General features: G+C 70.1%; 28 protein-coding genes. 14 read left to right on the top strand and 14 right to left on the bottom strand.

Going from position 1 to position 21,565, the window contains the following annotated elements; translation table 11 throughout:
• Positions 1–106 precede the first annotated feature (106 nt).
• A complete protein-coding gene (locus tag AC2YHT_RS14360) occupies positions 107–808 on the bottom strand; it encodes a response regulator (RefSeq protein ID WP_110120606.1) in 702 nt (233 codons plus the stop codon).
• On the bottom strand, positions 805–1,296 hold the full coding sequence (locus tag AC2YHT_RS14355) for a MarR family winged helix-turn-helix transcriptional regulator (protein ID WP_058349175.1): 492 nt from the start codon (positions 1,294–1,296) through the stop codon (positions 805–807). Before AC2YHT_RS14355 ends, AC2YHT_RS14360 begins: the two co-directional genes overlap by 4 nt.
• 80 nt (positions 1,297–1,376) lie before the next feature.
• Here AC2YHT_RS14355 and AC2YHT_RS14350 point away from each other — a divergent pair, with 80 nt between their 5' ends.
• The gene (locus AC2YHT_RS14350) at positions 1,377–2,267 is read left to right on the top strand and encodes a branched-chain amino acid aminotransferase (RefSeq protein WP_487290463.1); all 891 of its coding nucleotides are present in this window, start codon (positions 1,377–1,379) and stop codon (positions 2,265–2,267) included.
• Between the two features lie 176 nt (positions 2,268–2,443).
• Here the strand turns inward: AC2YHT_RS14350 and AC2YHT_RS14345 are convergent, their stop codons facing one another.
• The 4 genes from AC2YHT_RS14345 to AC2YHT_RS14330 form a co-directional block, all read right to left on the bottom strand.
• Entirely contained in the window at positions 2,444–3,100 is a 657-nt protein-coding gene (locus tag AC2YHT_RS14345) for an SAM-dependent methyltransferase (RefSeq protein ID WP_487290462.1), read from the bottom strand.
• Positions 3,101–3,516: 416 nt separating this feature from the next.
• Positions 3,517–4,335, bottom strand: a complete 819-nt coding sequence (locus AC2YHT_RS14340; protein ID WP_487290461.1) for a tetratricopeptide repeat protein — start codon at positions 4,333–4,335, stop codon at positions 3,517–3,519.
• A 424-nt stretch (positions 4,336–4,759) separates the two neighbouring features.
• A complete protein-coding gene (locus AC2YHT_RS14335) occupies positions 4,760–5,176 on the bottom strand; it encodes a DUF4870 family protein (RefSeq protein ID WP_487290460.1) in 417 nt (138 codons plus the stop codon).
• A 4-nt stretch (positions 5,177–5,180) separates the two neighbouring features.
• Positions 5,181–5,495 carry a DUF4870 family protein gene (locus tag AC2YHT_RS14330; protein WP_487290459.1) on the bottom strand — a complete coding sequence of 105 codons (315 nt, stop codon included), beginning with the start codon at positions 5,493–5,495 and terminating at the stop codon, positions 5,181–5,183.
• 248 nt (positions 5,496–5,743) lie between these two features.
• Here AC2YHT_RS14330 and AC2YHT_RS14325 point away from each other — a divergent pair, with 248 nt between their 5' ends.
• Both AC2YHT_RS14325 and AC2YHT_RS14320 read left to right on the top strand, forming a co-directional pair.
• A complete protein-coding gene (locus AC2YHT_RS14325) occupies positions 5,744–6,715 on the top strand; it encodes a hypothetical protein (protein ID WP_487290458.1) in 972 nt (323 codons plus the stop codon).
• Positions 6,716–6,732: 17 nt separating this feature from the next.
• Positions 6,733–6,975 (top strand): hypothetical protein, encoded by a 243-nt coding sequence (locus AC2YHT_RS14320; RefSeq protein ID WP_487290457.1) that lies wholly within the window; start codon positions 6,733–6,735, stop codon positions 6,973–6,975.
• Between the two features lie 37 nt (positions 6,976–7,012).
• Here the strand turns inward: AC2YHT_RS14320 and AC2YHT_RS14315 are convergent, their stop codons facing one another.
• The 4 genes from AC2YHT_RS14315 to AC2YHT_RS14300 all read right to left on the bottom strand — a co-directional run bounded on the left by AC2YHT_RS14315 (position 7,013) and on the right by AC2YHT_RS14300 (position 9,477).
• Positions 7,013–7,567, bottom strand: a complete 555-nt coding sequence (locus AC2YHT_RS14315) for a hypothetical protein (protein ID WP_487290456.1) — start codon at positions 7,565–7,567, stop codon at positions 7,013–7,015.
• Positions 7,564–7,992: a dihydroneopterin aldolase gene (gene folB / locus AC2YHT_RS14310; protein ID WP_487290455.1), complete on the bottom strand. Its 429-nt coding sequence runs from the start codon at positions 7,990–7,992 to the stop codon at positions 7,564–7,566. The genes AC2YHT_RS14315 and folB overlap by 4 nt, the downstream gene beginning before the upstream one ends.
• 11 nt (positions 7,993–8,003) lie before the next feature.
• Positions 8,004–8,777, bottom strand: a complete 774-nt coding sequence (locus AC2YHT_RS14305; RefSeq protein WP_487290454.1) for an SDR family oxidoreductase — start codon at positions 8,775–8,777, stop codon at positions 8,004–8,006.
• A 97-nt stretch (positions 8,778–8,874) separates the two neighbouring features.
• Entirely contained in the window at positions 8,875–9,477 is a 603-nt protein-coding gene (locus AC2YHT_RS14300; protein ID WP_487290453.1) for a BRCT domain-containing protein, read from the bottom strand.
• Positions 9,478–9,932: 455 nt separating this feature from the next.
• On the opposite strand from AC2YHT_RS14300, the gene AC2YHT_RS14295 reads away from it, so the two are divergent.
• Together AC2YHT_RS14295 and AC2YHT_RS14290 are read left to right on the top strand one after the other, a co-directional pair.
• Entirely contained in the window at positions 9,933–10,340 is a 408-nt protein-coding gene (locus AC2YHT_RS14295) for a GreA/GreB family elongation factor (RefSeq protein WP_487290452.1), read from the top strand.
• Between the two features lie 19 nt (positions 10,341–10,359).
• Positions 10,360–10,947 carry a hypothetical protein gene (locus tag AC2YHT_RS14290; RefSeq protein WP_487290451.1) on the top strand — a complete coding sequence of 196 codons (588 nt, stop codon included), beginning with the start codon at positions 10,360–10,362 and terminating at the stop codon, positions 10,945–10,947.
• Here AC2YHT_RS14290 and AC2YHT_RS14285 read toward each other — a convergent pair.
• Positions 10,944–11,885, bottom strand: coding sequence for an alpha/beta fold hydrolase (locus AC2YHT_RS14285; RefSeq protein WP_487290450.1), 942 nt, complete (start codon positions 11,883–11,885; stop codon positions 10,944–10,946). The genes AC2YHT_RS14290 and AC2YHT_RS14285 overlap by 4 nt on opposite strands.
• Before the next feature lie 331 nt (positions 11,886–12,216).
• Positions 12,217–12,357, bottom strand: coding sequence for a hypothetical protein (locus tag AC2YHT_RS14280; RefSeq protein WP_487290449.1), 141 nt, complete (start codon positions 12,355–12,357; stop codon positions 12,217–12,219).
• 433 nt (positions 12,358–12,790) lie between these two features.
• On the opposite strand from AC2YHT_RS14280, the gene AC2YHT_RS14275 reads away from it, so the two are divergent.
• Together AC2YHT_RS14275 and AC2YHT_RS14270 are read left to right on the top strand one after the other, a co-directional pair.
• On the top strand, positions 12,791–13,261 hold the full coding sequence (locus AC2YHT_RS14275; protein ID WP_487290448.1) for an NUDIX domain-containing protein: 471 nt from the start codon (positions 12,791–12,793) through the stop codon (positions 13,259–13,261).
• 4 nt (positions 13,262–13,265) lie between these two features.
• A complete protein-coding gene (locus tag AC2YHT_RS14270) occupies positions 13,266–13,967 on the top strand; it encodes a DUF4304 domain-containing protein (protein ID WP_487290447.1) in 702 nt (233 codons plus the stop codon).
• Between the two features lie 72 nt (positions 13,968–14,039).
• On the opposite strand, the gene AC2YHT_RS14265 is transcribed toward AC2YHT_RS14270, so the two are convergent.
• Entirely contained in the window at positions 14,040–15,221 is a 1,182-nt protein-coding gene (locus tag AC2YHT_RS14265; RefSeq protein ID WP_487290446.1) for a glycosyl hydrolase family 28-related protein, read from the bottom strand.
• A gap of 196 nt (positions 15,222–15,417) precedes the next feature.
• Here AC2YHT_RS14265 and ychF point away from each other — a divergent pair, with 196 nt between their 5' ends.
• The 7 genes from ychF (at position 15,418) to AC2YHT_RS14230 (ending at position 20,387) form a co-directional block, all read left to right on the top strand.
• Positions 15,418–16,518, top strand: coding sequence for a redox-regulated ATPase YchF (gene ychF, locus AC2YHT_RS14260; protein WP_487290445.1), 1,101 nt, complete (start codon positions 15,418–15,420; stop codon positions 16,516–16,518).
• A gap of 69 nt (positions 16,519–16,587) precedes the next feature.
• Positions 16,588–17,424 (top strand): hypothetical protein, encoded by an 837-nt coding sequence (locus AC2YHT_RS14255; protein ID WP_487290444.1) that lies wholly within the window; start codon positions 16,588–16,590, stop codon positions 17,422–17,424.
• Between the two features lie 3 nt (positions 17,425–17,427).
• Positions 17,428–17,937, top strand: coding sequence for a L,D-transpeptidase family protein (locus AC2YHT_RS14250; protein WP_487290443.1), 510 nt, complete (start codon positions 17,428–17,430; stop codon positions 17,935–17,937).
• Positions 17,934–18,455 carry a hypothetical protein gene (locus AC2YHT_RS14245; RefSeq protein WP_487290442.1) on the top strand — a complete coding sequence of 174 codons (522 nt, stop codon included), beginning with the start codon at positions 17,934–17,936 and terminating at the stop codon, positions 18,453–18,455. The genes AC2YHT_RS14250 and AC2YHT_RS14245 overlap by 4 nt, the downstream gene beginning before the upstream one ends.
• Positions 18,452–18,943 carry a hypothetical protein gene (locus AC2YHT_RS14240; RefSeq protein ID WP_487290441.1) on the top strand — a complete coding sequence of 164 codons (492 nt, stop codon included), beginning with the start codon at positions 18,452–18,454 and terminating at the stop codon, positions 18,941–18,943. Before AC2YHT_RS14245 ends, AC2YHT_RS14240 begins: the two co-directional genes overlap by 4 nt.
• A gap of 62 nt (positions 18,944–19,005) precedes the next feature.
• Entirely contained in the window at positions 19,006–19,701 is a 696-nt protein-coding gene (locus tag AC2YHT_RS14235; protein WP_487290440.1) for a dienelactone hydrolase family protein, read from the top strand.
• Positions 19,698–20,387: a dienelactone hydrolase family protein gene (locus AC2YHT_RS14230; RefSeq protein ID WP_487290439.1), complete on the top strand. Its 690-nt coding sequence runs from the start codon at positions 19,698–19,700 to the stop codon at positions 20,385–20,387. The genes AC2YHT_RS14235 and AC2YHT_RS14230 overlap by 4 nt, the downstream gene beginning before the upstream one ends.
• Positions 20,388–20,462: 75 nt before the next feature.
• Here the strand turns inward: AC2YHT_RS14230 and AC2YHT_RS14225 are convergent, their stop codons facing one another.
• Positions 20,463–21,542, bottom strand: coding sequence for a hypothetical protein (locus tag AC2YHT_RS14225; protein WP_487290438.1), 1,080 nt, complete (start codon positions 21,540–21,542; stop codon positions 20,463–20,465).
• Between the last annotated feature and the right edge of the window lie 23 nt (positions 21,543–21,565).

Here is a 21,565-nt window from a genome sequence, read left to right as displayed (position 1 = left end):
GGGGGAGTTCTTGCGAGATCGGCCAAGCGCTGCGGAGGCTGAAAACGCCCCCCCACCGGCCTACGGCCGCCTCCCCCAGGGGGGGAGGTTCCTTGACGCGTCCCCATCAATCCGGCGCCAGCCGATAGCCCACCCCGCGCACGGTCTGCAGGTAGCGGGGGTTCTTGGGGTCGGGCTCGATCTTGCGGCGCAGGCGGGTGACCTGGACGTCGACCGCGCGGCCGGTGGCGTCGGCGGTGTCGCGGGCCAGTTCCAGGCGGTCGACGGGTTCGTGCAGGGCGCGGGCCAGGCGGCGCAGCAGGGCGACCTCGGCCTCGGTCAGGCGCACGGGGACGCCGGCCCTGGTCAGCTCGCCGCGATCGGGGGCGAAGGCGCAGTCGCCCATGACGATCTCGCGCGGGCCGATCGGCTTGGGCGCGGCCCGGCGCAGGATCGACTCGATGCGCAGCAGCAGTTCCTGCGGCTCGAACGGCTTGGCCAGGTAGTCGTCGGCGCCGTGGGTCAGGCCCTCGATGCGGTCGCCGGTCTGGTCGCGGGCGGTCAGCATCAGGATCGGCACCTTGCCGATCTCGCCGCCCTTGGCCCGCAGGCGTTTCGTGAACGAAAACCCGTCCTCGCCGGGCATCATCACGTCGAGCACCAGCAGGTCGAAGTCCATCACCGCCACCAGCCGGTCGGCATGGGCGGCGTCGGCCGCGGCGCTGACCCGGAAGCCGGCGCGGCTGAGGAACTGCTTGAGCAGGTCGCGGATGCGGTCGTCGTCGTCGACCACCAGCAGGTGGCGCTCGCGTCTTTCCTCGGGGCTCACAGGGCCTCCCTCCGATTGACGCCGACGCCCTGGCGCGGACCGGCCAGGGCCGCCAGGATCCGCCGCGCGCCGGGCACGCCATCGAGCCCCCCCGTGCGGTACGCACGACCCAAGAGCGCGCGCAACCGCTCGCTGACCCGGGCCTCGAAGGCCTTGCCGGCCTCGGTCAGCACGGCGGGCCGGCGGCGGGCGTCCAGATCGCCGGCGGCCTTCTCGGCCAAGCCCAGCTTCTGCAGGTCGCTCAAGGTCTTGCTGGCGGCCTGTTTCGACAGGCTGGTCAGCTTGGAAAGGTCCTGCACGCCGATGCCCGGACGCCGGCGCAGCAGGAAGGCCGCGCGCCAGTGCGAGCGCCCCAGGCCCGGCCCTTCGGTCTCCAGCACCCCGTCGACCGCCGCCCACAGCGCCGCCTCGGCCAGGAGAATCAACTCCAGGCCTCCATCGAGCTCCTCCTCGCGCAGGATCAGGCGGGGATCGGCGTGCGGCGTCATGCGGGCGCGTCCATTTTGTTTGACCTTCCGGCTCCTCGGGCGTCTAAGGACCGGGTTCCAAATAAGGAGGTCTTGGACCGATGTCTCTCGTTCCCTTCGATGATCGCGACGGATGGATCTGGCTGGACGGCCAGTTCGTTCCCTGGCGCGAGGCGAAGGTGCACGTATTGACGCACGGCCTGCACTACGCCTCGTCGGTGTTCGAGGGCGAACGCATGTACGGCGGCGAGATCTTCAAGCTGACCGAGCATACCGAGCGCCTGTTCAAGTCGGCCGAAATCCTCGACTTCGAAATCCCCTACACGGTGGCCGAGATCGACGAGGCCTGCAAGGCGACGGCCGCCAAGAACGGCCTGTCGGACTGCTATGTGCGCCCGATCGCCTGGCGCGGCAGCGAGATGATCGGCGTCTCGGCGCAAGCGACCAAGATCCACGTGGCCATCGCCGTGTGGGACTGGCCCAGCTATTTCGACCCGGCGCTGAAGGCCAAGGGCATCCGCCTGACCTGGGCCAAGTACAACCGCCCGGATCCGAAGACGGCCCCCGTCGCCGCCAAGGCCGCCGGTCTCTACATGATCTGCACCATCTCCAAGCACGCCGCGGAGAAGGACGGCTATACCGACGCGATGATGCTGGACTACCGCGGCTACGTGGCCGAGGCGACCGGCGCCAACGTGTTCTTCGTCAAGGACGGCGTGCTGCACACGCCCAAGCCCGACTGCTTCCTGGACGGCATCACCCGCCGCACGGTGATCGACATCGCCAAGGGCAAGGGGATCGAGGTGGTCGAGCGCCACATCGAGAAGCAGGAGCTCTCGGGCTTCACCGAGTGCTTCATCGTCGGCACCGCCGCCGAGGTGACCCCGGTCGCCGAGATCGGCGAGTTCACCTTCACGCCCGGCAAGCTGTCGCTGAGCCTGATGGACGCGTATGCGGCCCTCGTGCGCCGCGAAGAGGTCGTGCCGGCGTAAGGCTGGGTCGCGAGCTTTGAGATCGAGAACCCCGGGGCGATGTCCCGGGGTTTTTCTTTGGCCGGGGAAGACCCCCTCAGTCGCTTCGCGACAGCTCCCCCAGAGGGGGAGCATCTGTCTTGCTAGATCCTCCCCCTCTGGGGGAGGTGGCCCAGAGGGCCGGAGGGGGGCCCGCTTCAGCGGGGATCCACCGTCGCCACCAGCCAGCCCCCGCCCCACGGCGTATTCACCACCGCCTCGTCGAGCACCGCGCCCAGGGCTTTCAGCCGCCGCCACAGGCGCAGGGGCTTGAGCGACAGCCACATGGTCAGGCCCACCGCCCCGCCGGGGGCCAGCATCGATCGGTAGTGGGCGATCAGCGGCTCGACCTCGCCCAGGTGCTCGATGCACTCGGAGAACACCACCACGTCGAACTGCTCGTCGGTGGCGAAGGTTCGCCCGTCGCCGAGCAACAGCTCGACCTGGCCGGCGGCGATCTCAGCCGAGAGACGCTCGACGCCCTTGGCCACCGCGGGGGCGGAGAAGTCGACGCCGACATAGCGGGCCGGGCCGTGGGCGCGCAGGGCGTCGAAGAACACCCCCTCGCCGGCCCCGATCTCGAGCACCCGCGCCTTTGGCCAGCGGTCGGCGATCATGGCGGCCAGCAGGCGGTGATGATGACGCTGGTCGGAGCGGTGCAGGCGGTCGTAGACGCCGTCGCGATATTCCTGGTCCCAGCGCTCGACCGGCGCAGCGCGAAAGGCCTCGCCCTTGCGCTTCTCCATCAGGTCGCCCAGCCAAGGACGGTCCAGCGACGCCATTTCGACGAACCGTCGCCAGCGCATGTAGACCATCGCGTTTTCCCCCGGGAGTTTACCAGACCAGGGTTAGACGTCGCCACGCGTGTGGAACCGCAATGATATTCCCTCTCTCTGAGAGAGAGGGAGGGGCCCGCCGCGAAGCGGCGGGAGGGTGAGAGGTTTCACCGCCGGCCTATGACCCCCGACGCCATTTCCTCGTCATCCCGGCCGAAGGTTCGCGAAGCGGACCGTAGAGCCGGGACCCAGGGGCCGCCGGCCATGCGTCGGCCAACGCCGGGCCGAGAACCCAGACGCCGCGCCCAGTCCCCTGGGTCCCGGCTCTTCCGCCCGCCTTCGCGGGCGTGCGGCCGGGATGACGATGGTGGGTGCGCGATCGGAGAGTTTGTCACCTCTCACCCTCCCACGCCTGCGGCGTGGGCCCCTCCCTCTCTCACAGAGAGAGGGATTTATTACCCCGCCACCTTGGCTTCGATCTCGGCCAGCCTCGCGCGGGTGGCGGCGAGGTCGAGGCCGAAGCGGGCCGGGTCGGCGGCGGCGAGGCGGGCGGTGACGTCGTAGCTTTCGCGATAGAGGTCGAGCGCGCGCATCCGATGGCCGCGGTCCTCGCGCAGGTCGGCCAGGCGCTCCAGCGCCACCGACAGCGCCCGCTGAGCGCCGGGGTCGACGGCTTCGCGGCCGCCGGGCGAGCGACGCAGGGCCAGGGCCTCCTCGAAGGCCGACAGGGCCTCGTTCAGGCGGCCTTCGGCCTCGGCGACGTCGCCGATGCCGGCCAGGGCGCCGGCCAGCAGTTCGTCCGCCGACGGATCGCCCGGCGAGGCCTTGCGGACCGAGCGGGCGTAGGAGACGGCTTCCTCATAGGCCTCGGCGGCGTCGTCGTGGCGGCCCTGGCCAGCGGCGAAGTCGCCCAGGTCGCGGTGAGCGACGGCGCGCTCGCGGTCGGTGCGGGCGGCGCGGACCATCCGGGCCAGCACGCGGGCGGCCGGGTTCCAGGATTCGGCGGCGGTGAGGCTCAGAAGCTCGGCGCGCAGGGTCTCGAAGTCGGCCTCGGCCGGCGGCAGGGCGACTGGCGCGGCGACGGGCTGAACCACGGGCTCGGCGACGACGGACGCGGCGGCGACAGGCTCGGGCGCGGGTTCGAAGACCGGTTGCGGGACGGCTTCCAAAGCCTCGGGCGCGACCGGCTCAGGCGCGACGGGCGCGGGCGCTTCGGCGGCGACCGACTCGGCCAGAACCACCGGCGTCGCGACAGGCTCCCCCAGATCCAGCACGGCCGGACCGGCCGAGGAGCGCCCGTCCCCACGGGCGCTCCTCTTGGTCCGCGACTCGGTGCGGCTCGCACCTTTTCGCGGAATCCCCTTTCGAGGAGTTAGGGCGGCGACGAGAAGGATCCCCCCTATCGTCATCGCCGCCCAACCGGCGAACGGCCGGTGCGGCTCGAACGGGCCGAGATCCCAGTCCGCGGCCCACGTCCCCAGCGCGCCCAGACCCGAAATCACGTATCCCGACGTCGTCAGGATCAGCCCCAAGATGATCCCTACGATGCGAGCCAGCATGTCGCCCCCTCCACGACGTCCGTCCGCCAGGGGCGGAAAGTCATAGGAGCGAGGGGGTCGCGTCGAGCCCGCTCGCCTGTCAGGGGAACACCGATAACCTGTACGACGCCGGTGCAGGCGCCCACGGCGCAGTCTGCCTCTAAATCAGCCACGCGCGCGGACGCGGATAGGCCTCGCCCCTCACCAGATAGGCGATGCCGGCGATGCAGCGGATCACGAACCACAGGCTGATCGCCGACAGGATCGCCACCCCCGCGATCAGCATCGGCACGCCGATCAGCACCAGCACCAGCGGAATGCCGAACAGCACCAGCATCGCGCCGATCAGGAACCAGGCGATCGACAGCCAGAAGGTGCGGATCGCGAAGGTGTAGTGGCTCTCGTTGATCGGCCCGGCCGAGCCGCGCTGCACATAGGCGACGATCAGGCCGATGAAGAAGGTCAGGCCGTTGGTGAAGCCCAGCAGGTAGAGGCCGTAGACCACGCCCGGCAGGATCTTGTCCTCCGAGTGACGCTCCGCGCCCGGATCGAGGTCGGCCTGGATGAAGTCGCTCATCGGCTCACAGCATCCAGTTGCGCGGCGTGGGATAGGCTTGGCCCTTCAGCAGCCACGACAGGCCGACGATCGAGCGCACCGCGATCCAGATACCTATGGCCACCAGAATCAGAGCGCCGACGCCGATAATCAGGGTTGCGCAGCCGATCACCGCGAACAGCAGCGACAGCCAGAAGGTGCGGATCTGGAAGATGTAGTGGCTGCGCAGCCATTCGGGAGCCGAGCCCTTGGCCACGTAGGCCAGGATCACGCCGATTACCGCCAGCGTGCCGGCCGACAGCACCCCAGCCAAATAGAGCGCGTAGACGACTATCGGCATCGTCTTGTCGTCCTGCAGAGCAGGAGGGACTGTGGGGTCCTGCACGGGATCGGTCACGGGCGTCCTTCATTGAAAAGCGATGTTTTGCGGATGCTCGCCAAAAACGCGCGGCGATGCAAATGAAGGTCTCTTAAGAAGCACGCAGACAGGAGCGACGCGAGCTTCACAATTAAAAGTTGCGCGCCCCAAACCCGCATGACAGCGTTATGCCAAGATGGAGGCGGCGGGGGCGCGGCATGAAACGGACAATGAGCAGGCTCCTGGTCGCGGCGGGCCTGAGCGTGAGCTTGGCCGCTTGCGCCACCAAGGTTCCCAACATCTACGAGGCCGGAGGAAATCCGGATCTCGAGGTCAACCGCCAGGGCAATCTGGTGGCCCACGTCAGGTGCGAACTGACCCAGGCTCTCTTCCAACTGGAACGCGACGAAGAGACGATCGAAGCCTATCGGCAGGCTCAGATCGCGCGTGGCGAGACGCCTGCTCCCGCGCCCCGCAGCACGCGCTGGCTCGAACAGTGGGGATCGCGGGTCACCCTCAAGGTCCAGGTCGAAGAGGGCTCCGTCTTCGCGCCGAGCATCACGCTCTTCAAGAACAGGCCCAACAAGATTTCGACCTTCGCCGAGGGCGGAAACGTCACCTTCGGCAGATCATCGACCCTGCCGCTGTCGGTGAGCACCACAGCCAAAGCCACCCGCACCGAACAGATCGGTTTCTACTTTCCCTTCGCCGACCTGAAGAAGGACGCCGAGGACGACTGGGAGGCGCGGGCCAAAGCCGCATTCCCCGGACAGCCCTACGACGCGCGCGCACGCAAAAGCCAGCGCGACACCTATCTCGCGAGCAAATGCCCGGCTTCGGACGGCGTCCGACTGGAGGGCGACTTGAAGATCGGCGACTTCATCCGGACGAAGGTGCGCGCCACCGGCGTGCAGGGGGTCATTCCCGGCGAAAACGGAAAGTCCCCCTTCGACACCTTCACCTATGAGATCAACTTCTTGATCACCAACGGCGCGGGCGCGGCGCCGAGCTGGAAACTCTATCCGGTCTCGATCAACCAGGCCGCCAACCTGTTCTCGGGAAGCCGGACCAAGTCCAACGGCCTGCTGCTGACGCTGGGCAAGGTGGAAAACGGCAAGGCGGCGCAAGAGGCCGAGCAAGCCCATTTCGCGCGCCTGATCGGTCTTTCCGTCGCCGACGCGATCGGCAAGCCGACACCCTAACCCGGGAGCAACAAGCGATGAGCAAGAAGAAAGGCCACCTGCACGCCGCCCTGAGGAGCGCCGCGCTGCTGCCCGGCGACCTGCACCTGGACGCGACGCCGGCGCGGACAGACTTCGAAACGGCCCTGGCGACCTCGCCCGCCGGCAACCCGTGCCAGGGCAAGCCGGCCGGAACGCCCTGCATGGTCTATCCCGGCTCAAACGGAAACATGGTCGTCTGCACGTGTGACGACCACGGGAACTGCGTCTTCCCAGGCTGACGTAGCGGCGCGCCTCGAGGCGCCTGCGCTCGCCTTCCTAAGGCAGCCACCGCGTCGGCAGGTCGTGCGGATCCAGGGTCTCGCCCCTCGGTAGCCACGGCACGGCGGCGAACAGCAGCAGGAGCAGGAAGGCCATGCGGGCGGCGACGTCGATGGCCATGCCGCGCATCGACGACGACACGGCCAGCAGCAGCAGGGCGAGCGTGCCGATCGCCAGCAGGCCGGCCACCAGGGTCACGGCGTCGGCCAGCTTGAAGCCGGCGGTCTCGAAGCGGGCGCGGGGCGCAAGGTCGGCGCCGACGGCGGCGAGCGCGCGGGCCAGCAGCGAGAAACTCTCCAGCCGGTCGTCGAAGCGGCCGGGGCCGCGCCAACTCTGCGAGGCGATCGCCAGCTTGCGGCGGCCAAAGCTCAGGATCAGGGCGCGCTGGCGGCCGCCGCCGCGCGGCATGGCCAGGCGGTAGCGGGTGAGGTCTTGCAGGTCGAAGCGGCGTTCGCGGCCGCCGCGCCGTTCCACCAGCGTCCCGCCCTCCAGGCTCCAGGCCGTCTCGGGCTGGAACGGGGCGAGGCGAGCGCTGTGCAGAAGCGCGCTCACCCCCGGACGGCGGTGATCTCGACGCCGGCGGCGGCGGCGTGCGGGGCCAGGGCCAGGGGCTTTTCCACCCGCACCCGGGCGCGGGTGACGCGATGGTCGTCGAAGCAGGCCTGGGCCAGGCGCTCGGCGAAGGTCTCGACCAGGTCGATATGGCCGGCGGCGGCGATGTCCTGGGCGGCGTTGCGGATGGTCTCGTAGTTCACCGTGTCGCCCAGCTGCTCGCAGTGCACGGCGGCGACGTCGAGCTCAACGTCGATGACCAGCGGCTGCACGCGGCCGTGCTCGTGGTCGTAGACGCCGATCTCGGCCTCGACCTTGAGGCCGCGCACGAAGACCTTGGTCACGATCACTTTCACGATCGGGGCGGGAGCGCCTGAGGCGACGGGAGCCGCGAACGGCGTTTCGGAGCGGGGGGAGGCGGACACGGCGGAGGCTTTCAGGAACCGAGGACGTCGGGCGTGCGCCAGGCCAGGTGCTGGCCGCCATCGACCGCGATCATCTGGCCCGTGACCGACGGCGCGTCAATGAGATAGCGCATGGCGGCGGCCAGTTCGGCCGGATCGACGGCCGCGCCCAGGGGGGTGGCGGCGGCCTCGGCCTCGAACTCGCCGGGGGCCTGGTGCACCGAGGCCAGCACCGGTCCGGGGCCGATGGCGTTGACGCGGACGGCCGGCGCCAGGGCCTGGGCCAGGGTCTGGGTCGCCCACCACAGACCGGCCTTGGAGACGGTGTAGCTGAAGAACTGCGGGTTGGGTTTCAGCACCCGCTGGTCGACCAGATTGACCACCAGGCCCTTCAGCCCCGCCGGCAAGGCGGCGGCGAAGGCCTGGGCCAGCAGCACCGGCGCGCGCAGGTTGGCGTCCATGTGCCGGTCCCAGCTGTCGGCGGTGACGGCGCCGATGCGGTCGTCCTCGAAGGTCGAGGCGGAATTGACCAGCAGGGTCAGCGGCCCGACCGCCTCGGCGGCCGCCCCGACCAGGGCCGCGCCGATGTCCGGGTCCGACAGCTCGCCCTGCACGGCGACGGCCCGACGGCCCAGGGCGGCGATCTCGGCCACGACCTCGTCGGCCTCGCCCCGCGCCGAACGGTAGTGCACCGCCACGTCATACCCCGCCCGCGCCGCCTCCAGCGCCAACACCCGCCCGATCCGACGTCCCGCGCCGGTGACCAGCGCGCCGCCGCGGGGGGATGGAGTGTGGGAAGAGGGCATGCGGGGTCCTGAGCGCCAGCTTATGCGGCGTTCATAGCGGGCGGCGCTCCACCACGTAAGGCGCCCGCCTCATATCCTCCACGCCGCTCCGTTCCGATCAAAGGTGTCTGGTCCAGTGCTCCTCGGAAACGATCGCGATCGACCGCCCGTCGTCGCGCCACTCGCAAGCCTGAAGGATCTTGTTGCCGAACGACGAATGCTTCCAGGAGTCGGTGGCGTAGGCGCCGACCACCAGCACGTCGGTCGAACGTCGGAGCCCGCCGCACGAGCCGCCGCGTTCCTCGACGGCCTGTTCGCAGAACTTCCGCTGCCCATAGAGGAAAGTGCCCGTGAAGCAGTAGACCTTGCCCGTGAACGAGAGCGTCGGCGCCGGATCGCAGAGCGGCAGGGTCGACGACTTCAAAACCTCGCCCAGTTCGAAATCGCGGCTGGAGAAACTGTTCAAGGTGTCGAGCAACGACGCCTTCTCCTCGTTGTCGAGAACGCCGTCTGCCAGCACCTCGTTGATGCGCTCGTAGAGCCTGCGGATCAGCGGCTGTTCGCTGACGACCGTATTGGCCGCGAGCCACTTCTGCAGGAACTCGACCTCGGCCACGTTCAGATCACCATCGGCGGCGACGCCGCGCGCCAGCCCTATCAACTCATCGATCTGTCGCGACGTGATCCGGTCATTGCCCAATTGATTGTAAAGCTCGTCCATGCGCCCCTCGCCCGGATTTTGGGGAAACACGCGCACGGCGCCGTCGAAATCGCCGTGCTAAATCGCACATGGCGTGCGGGATCTCCGCCGATCCCCCGCCCCACCACCGCTCGAAAAGCCGGCGCCTGTTGATCGATTTGACAGCAGCGCTGCCGCGCCTATGATGCTTCTCGCCATGTATCGGATCGAATTGTTCAATCGCAACCAGCATCGGGCGGGCCACCTCATCGCAGGAGCCTAGTCCCGAGCCCCCATCGACGCCTAGACGTCGGGCTCGGGACGAAAATCAACGCGACATTTTCGTTGCGCAAGACTTCGAGCATCAACGTTCGAGGCTTCGCGATCTTGCGCCTTTCATCCGATTACTGCGCCGCGACCTGATCCCTGGCCGCGCCATGCGATGACGCATGGCCGCCCGGCGGGCCGCGGCCGCGCGTCCGCAAAGGAGCGCCCACATGCCGGCTTCCATCCCCGCCCGCGAGCCTGAAGACCGCCCGCCGATCGCCGTCTGCGGCGAGGACTACGACCGCCTGGCCCTGCTGGTGGCCGGCGGCCCGCACGCCGCTCCGGGCCACGCCCTGCTGGCCGCCGAGCTGGAACGCGCCGCCCTGGTCGAGGGCGCGCCGGCCGCCGACCGCGTGCGGCTGGGCTCGCGGGCGACCTATCGCGACCTCGACCGCGACAGGGTGCGCACCGTGGTCCTGGCCCTGCCCCACGCCGCCCATGACGAGGGCCGCGTGTCGGTCACCGCCCCGATCGGCGCGGCGCTGCTGGGCCTTTCGCCCGGCCAGCGGTTTTCATGGACCCAGGCCGACGGCCGCGCGCGCACCATCGAGATCCTGGCGGTGCGCAATGACGCGTGACGCCCTTCCTCCCGATGTCATGGCTCCCGACGTCATGACCGCCAACATCGATGACCCCGGACCATGCCCCAGCCCCGGCCAGGGCCTGTCCACCGCGGCGGCGGCGGCCCTGATCGCGGCGGCCGACGTGGTCGAGGACGCCTGGACCCGCAAGCCCGCGCGCGAGGCGGTCGTGCGCCTGTCGCTGCACGCCGAGGAGCTGGCCAGCTCGCCCCTGGCCCGCGACCAGCTGCTCAGCCGCGCCCTGGAACTGGCCGCCCAGGACCTGGAGGCCGGCCGCCGGCCGCTGGCCCACTGGCCGCTGTTCTTCGCCAGGGACCTGGCCCCGCCGACCGAGGCCCGCGAGGACGTCCGCGACTGGGTGCTGGCGCATGCTGATCCGTTGCTCTCCGACGGCGAGGCCGTGGCCCAGGCGGTCGAGGCCCGCACGGTGCGCGAACTGGGCGACGCCTTCGAGACGGCGCGCGGCCTCACCCGCCGCCTGCGCGTCGAGGCCTGGCTGCAGCTGGCGCTGTGGGACGACCCCCGCATCCCGGCCAACGCCGAGACCCGCTGGCTGATGCGCGCCGGCGGCCGGCGGCTGATGTCGCGGCTGGGGGAGGCCTAGCCGCCCCCGCCCCCGCCGGCTGGCCGCGTCCCGACCTGCGCCAGGACCTTGCGGATCGCGGCCACGACGGCCTCCGGCTGGCTGGCCTGGATATAGTGGCTGGAGTCCGGCACGCTGATCGCCTCGCCACGGCTGGAGCGCGCCGCCAGCGCCTGGTGCCCGCGCTTCCAGACGTCGATGACGGACTGGTGCGAGGGGTCCGACTGGCCCGGCGTTGGCTGGAACCGGTCGCGCGTCAGCACCACGAGCGGCAGCGCGCCCCAATCGCGTTGCGGCCCCCGGTCCTCGTCGACATGGGAATATTCCGAGGCCACCGTCTCCCAGCGCTCGGGACGCTGGTAGACGGGCAGCATCCGCGCCGCCTCGTCACGGGTGTAGTAGGGCAGCTTCGCCGCGAAGCAGCCCTGCGGCTCCTCCAGCGTGATCGCGCCCCTGCGCGCCGCGTCGGCGCAGGTCGACCACTTCCGCAGCGCCTTGACCCGCAGTCCGTCGAAGAACGCCTGGTCGTCGGCCGACAGGCCCAGGTCGTCCTGCCCGGCGAACCCCGGATCCACCAGCACCATGCCAGCCACCTCGGCCGGGAAGCGTTCGTAGTAGTAGGCCGCGTACCGCCCGCCGATCGAATGCCCGACCAGCACCACCGGCTCGCGCTCTCCGGCCTTGCGCAGCAGGGCGTGCAGGTCGTCGGTGATGTCGCGGGGCGAGCGGGGGCTGTCCGAGGCGTCGCTCTGGCCGTAGCCCGCGCGATCGTAGAAGCAGGCGCGGTTGGTCTGGCTGACCTGGGCCTGGATGTACTGCCAGTCGAGGACCGTCCCGCCGAGCGCCTGGTCGAACACCAGGGTCGGCGAGCCCTTGCCGATGCAGACCATGTTCAGCCGCCGGCCGCCGCCGATGTCGAACAGGCGCTTTTCGAGCATCTCCGGGCTACCGGCCGACATCGCCGGGGGCGCCGCATGCGCCAAGGGCGGCCACAGGCATGCCAACGCCAATAGGCAGACGTGAAGACCGCGCATCAACCTTCCCCCAGAAGCTCCAGCGAAGCTTGGTGAGCGGGCGCGGCGATTCGATGGCGCTCCTGGGGCGCTTCAGGAGCGCTCGGGACGGAATGCCGGGAACTGTGGGGGCCTTGAGCCCCTCGGACCTTAGTCGATGCGGCCGAATTCGAAGGCGTTGAGGCCGACGATGACGCCCAGGAAGATGGCGATGATCAGGATCGCGAGCATGGGCGTGTCTCCGCTTGTTGTTCTCTGGTTTCCTCTGTCAGCGGCTTTAGCGGTCGGCGTTCTGTGGAGCAAGGGCCGACATGCGGCGGACGAAGGCGTCGTGCTCTTCGCCGCGCCTGGGCGTGATCAGGCCGCCGTCGAGGCCAACCGCGAACACCGCCGCGCCCCCGTAACCCGCCCCGTGCACCAGGACCCTGTAGACCCCGCCCAGGCGCAGGGGCTGGGCCTGGGCGCCGCCGTCGGCCAGGGACGGCGGCGCCCAGGCCGTAGGTCAGGCGGGCGTCGGCGGGCAGGTCGGACGCCCGGCTTGAAGAGACGCGCCAGACGGTGCGCCCTTCCCTCTCCGGCAGGATCTCGTAGACGTCCAGAAGGCCCGGGAATGGCACGGGCGGCCTGCGCAGGTAGCCGGGCTTGCGCAGGGAGAAGACCGGCGCCGTCCCAGAGCCCGAAACCTCGACGTCGAGGCCGCGGACGCATCCGGACAGGGGGCGGCGAGCAGGGCGGCGATCAGGATACGGCGGCGCATGGCCCCAGAGGGCGGGATTCGCATCCTCGCGCCAAGCGGCCCCCGCCGCTTTGCCCCCTGCCGCTCTTGCGGAAAGCGATCTAGGTTCACGGCCATGCTCTGGCGCCGCAAGGTCGAACCGTTCGCCCGCCCCTTCATCTTCGCCTGGTTTCGCTGGAACCGGGGCCTGACCCTGGGCGTGCGCGGGCTGGTGACCGACGCCGAAGGCCGGGTGCTGATGATCCAGCACACCTATGTGCCCGGCTGGTACCTGCCCGGCGGCGGGGTGGAGAGGCGCGAGACGACCGAGACCGCCCTGGCCCGCGAGCTTCAGGAAGAGGCCGGCGTGCGGGTGCTGGGCCGGCCGACCTTGCTTTCGGTGCACAGCAACGAGCCGCGCCATCCGGGCGACCACGTGCTGGTCTATCGCGTCCACGCCTGGGAGCCCTGCGAGGCGTCGGCCCAGGGCGAGATCCACGAGATCGCCTGGCACCATCCCGACGCCCTGCCCGACGACGTCACCGCCGCCACCCGCCAGCGCATCGCCGAGGCGCTGCATGGGGCGCAGGTGGATCCGATGTGGTGAGGCGATGAGCGAGCCGTCCCCCAGGGCCTTTTCCAGGCAGGTCGAGCCCGCGCCGTCCGGCGATCCGCCGCCGAAGCTGGAGCCGTCGATCCACGCCCTGCTGGCGCCGGTGCTGGCCGAGGACGGCTTCTCAGGTTCGGGGCGCGTCTTCCGACGCTTCGACAGGGACCTGACGCTGGTCGTCGCGGTGAGCGGCACGCGCTATGGCGGCGAGGTCGCGCTGAGCCTGGGCCTCCAGCCCGTCGACGTTCCCTCCGAACAGGGAACGCCCATCGCGCACGGAAAGCTGACGGCCGCCCACTGCGAGTTCAGCCGCGACCTGGGACCGGCCGAGAACGACGGCCGATGGCGTTACCAGCCCACGCGGGAGGCGATGGACGCGGCCATGGGCGCCGCCGCCGAGACCTATCGCGCCTTCGGCCGGCCGTTCCTGCAAATCATGGCCGGCCCGTTCTCGCCCCTGCGGACGGCGACGCCGCAGGACTTCAGGGACGGGGCGCGGCACTTCCAGGTCTTCCGCCAGACCCCCGTCCGGATGGCCCGCGCCCTGGCGCACATGCGCCTGGCCGCCGGCGATCGGACCGCCGCGCGCGGTTTCGCCCGGTTCGCCCTGGACGACATCGGGGACGACATCGGCGACGGCATGGCCGGCAGCGCCCTGGTTCCCGAACTGCGAGCGATCCTGGAAGCCTGCCAGGAAACCTGAGCGAGCGTTTCGCGGGCTCGCTGAAAACGAAGACGTGGAGGACGGCCGACGGCCGCCCTCCTTCTTCCCCCGTCAGAAGTTGAACGGGGTGTTGGTGCTGATGGCGACGTCGCCGGTGACGTTCTTGCCGCCGCCGTTCAGCAGGCAGTTGCCCGTCACCGCGAGCGAGCGCCAGTCGCCCGTCAGATAGGCGGCGTCGGCCACGACATTGCCGACGAAGGCCATGTCGGCGTCAGTGCCCGCCACCAGCGACACCGGGACGCCGAAGAAACCGCCGGTGATCTTGCTCCAGGTCGGGTTGTGGAGCGTGAAGCCGGTGAAGCCGCCGACATTGATCCCGCTCATCGACAGGGCCTTGTAGCGGGTGGCATCGCCCTGGATGAAGAAGTCGCCCGTGCTCGCGCCCGTCCAGCGGCCGCCGATGATCGACAGGGCGACGATCTCGGACGTGCCGCTGTCGATGATCGCCGACTTCACGTTCTCGGAGTTCCAGTTGACGAAGGTGTAGATCCCCGTCGCGCTGTCCAGGTTGAAGAAGCCGAGGACCGTGGCCGTATCGCCGGCCCCCGTCGCGGTCGGGAAGGCGTTGATGTCGACGAAGCTGACGTCATTGGCCGAGCCGCCGATCTGGACGAGCACGTTGGGGATCACGCCCTCCTCGCCGCCGTTGAGGCCGAAGTCGCTCTGGGCGACCTTGATCCCGGCCGCCTCCTCGATCCGCATGTAGGCCAGCGGGCAGACCGAGGTGGAGATGTTGGTCGCCTCATAGCCGATCGAGATCGCCGAGGCGCTCGTGCCGGTGATCACCCGGCCGAAGGCGTGGCGGCTGGACAGCACGCGCTGCTCGCGGCCGTAGTTGAAGCTCTGCCACAGGATGCCGATGCTGTCGGTGCGGATCGGCGCCGAGGTGGTCTTGGCGCGGATGACGGCCAGGTCGCGCAGGGTCACGAAGCTGGGGCTGATGCTCGCCCCGCCGATGCGCAGGCCCACCACGACGTCCGGGTCGGGCGAGATGACCGAGCCATAGATCCCGCTCTGCGAGGTCGAGACGAACGGATAGCCGCACTGGGAGTCGCCGCACAGCGTGACGCCGTGCTTTTCGATCACCAGAGTGGCCGTGGTGCGGTAGGTGCCCGAGGGCAGGTAGACCTGATTGACGCCCGACGCGTTGATGGCGGCCTGGATGGCGGCCGTGTCGTCGGTCACGCCGTCGCCGACGGCGTTGTAGGGCGCGTTCTTGACGTTGATGATCATTGGAAATGCCTTGAAATAAGGGATCTGAAAAAATCCGCCGCCGCCCGATCGGGCCGTCGCGTCGGCATCCGCAGATTGCATCGCGGCTTCGACAGGAACGGTCGCCTCGCATCAGGCGGCCGCCCCGGGCCCGCGCCCCGCGACTTCCCGCGCGATCCGTGCTAAGCGCCCGGCCAACGAAATTCACGAGAGTTCCATGGCCCTGAAAGTCGCCATCGTCGGCCTGCCCAACGTCGGCAAGTCCACCCTGTTCAACGCCCTGACCCAGACGGCGTCGGCCCAGGCCGCCAACTATCCGTTCTGCACCATCGAGCCCAACACCGGCGAAGTCGCCGTGCCGGAACCTCGCCTGGACGCCCTGGCCAAGATCGCCGGCTCAAAGGAGATCATCCCGGCCCGGATCACCTTCGTCGACATCGCCGGCCTGGTGCGCGGCGCGTCGAAGGGCGAGGGCCTGGGCAACCAGTTCCTGGCCAACATCCGTGACTGCGACGCCGTGGCCTTCGTGGCCCGCTGCTTCGAGGACGGCGACATCGTCCACGTGGAAGGCCGCATCGACCCGCTCAGCGATCTCGAGATCATCGAGATGGAGCTGATGCTGGCCGACCTGGAGAGCCTGGAAAAGCGCGTCCCCGCCCTGGAGAAGCGCGCCAAGGTCGGCGCCGACAAGGAAAGCGCCAACACCCTGCGCCTGGCCAATGTCGCTCTCGCCCTGCTGCGCGAAGGCCGCCCGGCCCGCGCCGCCAAGATCGACGCCGACGACGAAAAAGCCTGGCACATGCTGCAGCTGCTGACCTCGCTGCCGGCCCTCTATGTCTGCAACGTCGATGAAGGCAGCGCCGACAAGGGCAACAAGTACAGCGACCTGGTGACCGAACGCGCCGCCAAGGACAACGCCAAGAGCGTAGTCATCTCGGCCCAGATCGAGAGCGAGATCGCCCTGCTCGACGCCGAGGAGCGCGCCGAGTTCCTGGAGACCCTGGGCCTCGAAGAGCCGGGCCTCAACCGCCTGATCCGCGAAGCCTACAAGCTGCTGGACCTGCAGACCTATTTCACGGTCGGCCCCAAGGAAGCCCGCGCCTGGACCATCCATGTCGGCGACACCGGCCCGCAGGCGGCCGGCGTCATCCACACCGACTTCGAGAAGGGCTACATCCGCGCCGAGACCATCGCCTTCGACGACTTCGTCAAGCTGGGCGGCGAAAACGGGGCCAAGGAAGCCGGCAAGATGCGGGCCGAGGGCAAGGACTACGTCGTCAAGGACGGCGACGTGATGCACTTCCGCTTCAACGTCTGATCGCAGGCTTGAAATAATTCACGTCTAAGCCAAGCTTCGCCGACGGTGTTCGGGGGAGCTTGGTTCAGCGTGAAGGTCTTGTCATTCGGCGCCGCCGCGATCGTCGCGGCGACCAGCCTGGCGGCCACGGCCCATGGCCAGGAACCCGCGCCCCAGTCGACCCCACAGGCGGCCCCGCAGTTGGTCCCACTGTCGCCCTCCGAGCCCGGCGCGGGATCCGAGGCGCCGCCGCCGCTGACCTTTCCCGCCACGGCCCTGCTCGACGCCGCCGGCCCTCCGGAACAGCATGCGGACGGGCCGATCAAGCGCGGCGACGTCCTCCTGAGCCTGCCGGTGACCCACGCCCAGACCGGCGTGCTGCGGCAGGACGTCAAGAAGCTGGGCCTGTTCGCCAAGGCGTCGCTGCCGGCCGGCACGCCGGTGTTCGGCCTGCCGATGACCGGCTCGCAGGGCTTCAACGTCATCTGGTGCGCGCCGAGATCGCAGACGCGCGGCGACAAGATCGCCTGGTCGACGACCTGCTTCCCCAAGGACGCGGCCAACATGACCCGCTGGGTCGATGTCTACGAGCCGCTGTTCCCGATCTACCTGTCGTTCTCGGCCAACGGGACCCACGGGGCGACCGAGGTGACGATCGAGCCAAAGCGGGTCGCCCTGCCCGTCATGCGCCTGACCTTCACCTTCACCGAGTGGGACAAGGACGACGCCGACGTCTTCATCAGCGTCGAGTCGCCGGGAACCCGCGGCCCGATCGGCAACCGCAGCCTGCCGCGCCTGGCCGACGGCAGCGTGCGACTGAAGGCCTTCGGCGGCGAGTTCAAGCTGACCCAGGTCGGAACCGACCGGCATGCGGCGTTGCTGGAGGTGATCACCCCGCCCAAGCCCGACGCCAAGCCGGAATTCTGAACCGTGCGCGCCGCGCCCATCCTGCTGGCCACGAGCCTCGTGCTGGCCGGCTGCCACGCCGCCGCCACGACCCCGCCTGCGGTCAAGGGCTCGGTCGACCGGATCGTGATCGAGAAGGCCGCCCACCGCATGAGCCTCTATGCCGGCCAGCGGCTGGTGCGCGCCTACACGGTCTCGCTGGGGGCCGGCGGCCTGGCGCCCAAGACCCGCGAAGGCGATCGGCGCACGCCCGAGGGCGACTACCGCATCACCGGACGCAATCCGAACAGCCGCTATCACCTGGCCCTGCGCATCGGCTATCCGACCCCGGCCCAGATCGCTGCGGCCCGGGCGGCGGGGGTCTCGCCCGGCGGCGACATCATGATCCACGGCCTGCCCAACGGCCGGGGCGCCCTGGCGGCGCTCTACGCTGGCCGCGACTGGACCGACGGCTGCATCGCTCTGACCGATCCGGAGATCGAGGAGGTCTGGACGCTGGTGCGCGACGGCGCGGCGGTGAGGATCACGCCATGAGCCAAGCGATCGACGTCGCCGAAGCCGGCCCGCTGGTCGCGCGCCGGGAGTGGCGCCAGAGCCTGGTCGGAACGCTGATGCTGGCGCTGGTCACCCTGGCCTGGTGGCTCAGCCCCTGGAGCGACCGCCAGGCCGCCTTCTGGCGATGGGCGGCGCCGGCGTTCGGGGCCTGGTGCCTGATCGGCGTCTATCTGACCTTCCTCGATCGCGCGCCCCGGCTGATCATCGCCGCCGACGGCCTCAGCTGGCGCGAACGGCGCAAGGACCCGCTGTTCTTCCTGGCCTGGAACCGCATCGTCTCGGCGCGCCTTCGCGACGATCACAGCGAGGACGGCCGCTTCCTGCGCCTGACCCTGGTCGCGCCGCCGCCCCTGCAGCAGGTGACCTCCGACCGCCACGGACCGCATTGCGTGGACATCAGGATCAACGGCCTCGACCTGTCGGAGGACGCCCTGGTCGCCGCCATCCACAGCCGGGCGCCGCACCTCTTCCCCGAGGCCTCGGGGCGACCCAGATGAGCAAGACGCTCGAGGCTCCGCGCCTGCCGCTGGTCGTGCGGCCGTCGCGGTCGAAGCCCTGGTTCGGTTTCCTGGCCATGGTCGGCTTCGTGGCGATCGGCAGCCTGACCCGCCCAGCGAACCTGAAGCCGGCCGCGCTGCTGATGGGCGGGGTGTTCCTGGCGATCGTGGCGCTGATCTGCCTCGCGCCGCTGCTGGACCGGCGGCCCCGCCTGGTGCTCGACCACGACGGCCTGCATTGGCGCAAGCGCCCGGGCGATCCCCTGCGCTTCACGCCCTGGGAGCAGCTGCGCGGCGTCGGCTATCGCTCCGACCCGCACCATCACGATACCGGCTGGCTGGAGCTGGACATCGCCGGCCCCGATGCGCCCCGCGGCGCCTTGAGGGCCTCGATCCTGGTGCGGGGGCTCAGCCCGTGGGGCGAGGACCTGCCCGACATCGTCCGGGCGATCGCCCCGCACGTCTCGCTGATCGACTTCGACGACTGAGCGCCTTGACCGGAAGGGCGGCGCGGGTCTGGATGCGCGCCAAACCGAGCCGGGAGCCGCGCATGTCCGACACCATCACCCTGACCTCCGCCGTCGACGGCTTCGCGTTCTCCGCCCTGCACGCCGCGCCGCAAGGCCCGCGCAAGGGCGGGGTCGTGGTGATCCAGGAGATCTTCGGCCTCGACCAATATGTCCAGGCCGACGTCGAGCGCTGGGCCGCGCGCGGCTACGAGGCGATCGCCCCGTCGCTGTTCGACCGCGTCACGCCGGGCTACGTCGCCGAGCACGACCCGGAGGGCTTCCAGAACGGCATCGCCGCCGTCGGCCAGGTGGGCTTCCCGGCCATGCTGTCGGACATCCAGGCCAGCATCGACGCCCTGAAGGGCACGGGGAGCGACGGGGGCCCGGTGTTCGCCGTCGGCTACTGCATGGGCGGCTCGCTGGTGTGGGTGGCGGCCTCGAAGCTGACGGACCTGGCCGCCGGCTCCAGCTATTACGGCAGCCAGGTGGGGGCCAACGCCGCCCTGCCGCTGAACTGCCCGGTGATCGTCCACCTGGGCGCCAAGGACGGCCACATCGACGCCGAGGCCGTCAAGGCGGCCGTGTGGACGTCGCATCCCGACCTGCCGGTCTACGTCTATGAGAACAGCGGCCACGGCTTCAACAACGACGGCCGCCCCGACAGCGACCTTTCCGACGCCGAACTGGCCCGCGAGCGCACGCTCGCCCTGTTCGAAGCGAATGGAGCCGGCGCGTGACCACCGCCGGAACCCGCATCGCCCTGGCCGACCGCGAGGGCGGCCCGTTCAGCGCCTGGCGCGTGCCGCCGGGCGAGGCGCGGCGCGGGGGCGTGGTGGTGCTGCACGCCATCTGGGGGATCACCCCGCACATCCGCGAGTTCAGCGAGAGCCTGGCCGAGCACGGCTACGAGGTGATCGCCCCCGACCTGCTGGACTCCGCCGACGCCGCCTGGCCGGAACTCAACACCGAGCCGGCGATCCTCGACGAGCGCATGGCTCTCGGCGAACAGGCCGCCTGGGGCGCGGCCTGCCTGCCGCGCGTGCAGACGGCGATCGACGCCCTGGAGGGCGGGCCGGTGTTCGTGGTCGGCTTCTGCTTCGGCGGCACCACCGCCTGGCTGGCGGCGACGCGGGCGAGCGGGGTCACGGCGGTCTCGGCCTTCTACGGCGGCGACATCGTCAGGTATCGCGACGAGACGCCGAAGGTCCCGACCATCCTGCACTTCGGCAAGACCGACGACATGATCCCCCTGGCCGACGTCGAGGCCATCGCCGGGGCGCATCCGGACCTGCCGATCTTCCAGTACGAGGCCGGCCACGCCTTCGTGGCCCCCAGCGGCCACCACGCCGACAGCGCCCGGCTGTCGATGCTGCGCACCCTGCAGCTCTTCCAGCGCTCGGGCGGGAGCAAGGGGGAAGCCTGACGGCGGGCCAGGCCTCCCCCTCTCCCGGACGCGCGCCCCCACGCGCGTCGACGAGCTCGTTGCGAACAGCGCCGGTCAGGCCGGCGTCAGCTCCGCGATCACCGGCGACTCCTCGCCCTGCCCCGCCGCTCGCATGTCTCCGTCCTTGAGGGTGAGGTCGCGGACCTGAATCCTGGTCTCCACCGGATTGACGCCGGTGAAGACGCCCGCCACGTCGATCGCGCGCGACTCCACGCCCACCCCCTGCCCGTGGAACAACAGGCGAGCCGTGAACGGCGCCCGCACCCTCGCGTGGCGAACCAGCGCCTGGTAGCTATAGACCCGGCCGGGCGGCACAAGGACCGCGACCTCAACCCGCTCCTCCGACACCGTCCGATGCGGATCCGGATCGTCCAGCGGGGTCGGCGCCATCTCGCGCTCGACGCAGTCGCCCTGGTCGGTGAGCACCACGCCGATCGACACCTTGTCTTCATGGATCGTCGCGCCGGCCAGGCGCTCGCGATCGGCCGGCTCCAGCCGGCAGCCGCGCTCGGAGACGCAGGTGCGGGTAAGGACGATGCGCTTTTCCAGCGGTTCCTCGCCGGCGCGATTGTCGACGATCAGGGCCGGGTCCGCCGGGGTCGGCGGCAGGTGCTCGGCCACGGCCCGGTCGAGGTCGTAGCGGACGTACTGCAGCGCGATCACCCCGGCCTCGGTCGGCAGGAGCCAGCACTCCTGGGGCGCGCCGTTCTCCCAGCGACGCACGCCGATCCGGCCCGTCTTGTCGCCGCCGAAGACGTTGAGCTTGTATTCCCAGTCCATCTGGCTGTTGAGGCAGGTCCAGAAGCCCAGGGTCTCGGCCCGCCAGCGCTGGGCGAGGTCCGGCTGGCCGGGCGGCGCGGCGAAGACCAGCGCCTCGGGACCGTCGATGGCCACGTCCGAGCCGCTCGGCCCGACGCGCCGGGTCTTGCAGGTCAGGGCCAGGCCGCTGGCGACGTGGCGCAGCAGGGCGCCGCCGCGCCGATCGCGCTCGGCGACCCAGCGCTGGCCGGGCGAACCCAGCAGCGGCGCCAGAACCAGCTTGCCCGCCTTGTCCAGCGACAGCGCCAGGCCGGCGTGGTCGAGACTGGAGACGATGAAGAACGGCTCGTTCGGAAACAGGATTTCCTGGGCCATGGCGCGCCTCCCCGATCAACCCC

This window comes from Caulobacter sp. SRI_008, assembly GCF_057586355.1.
This window is presented reverse-complemented; position numbering and strand designations above follow the sequence as displayed.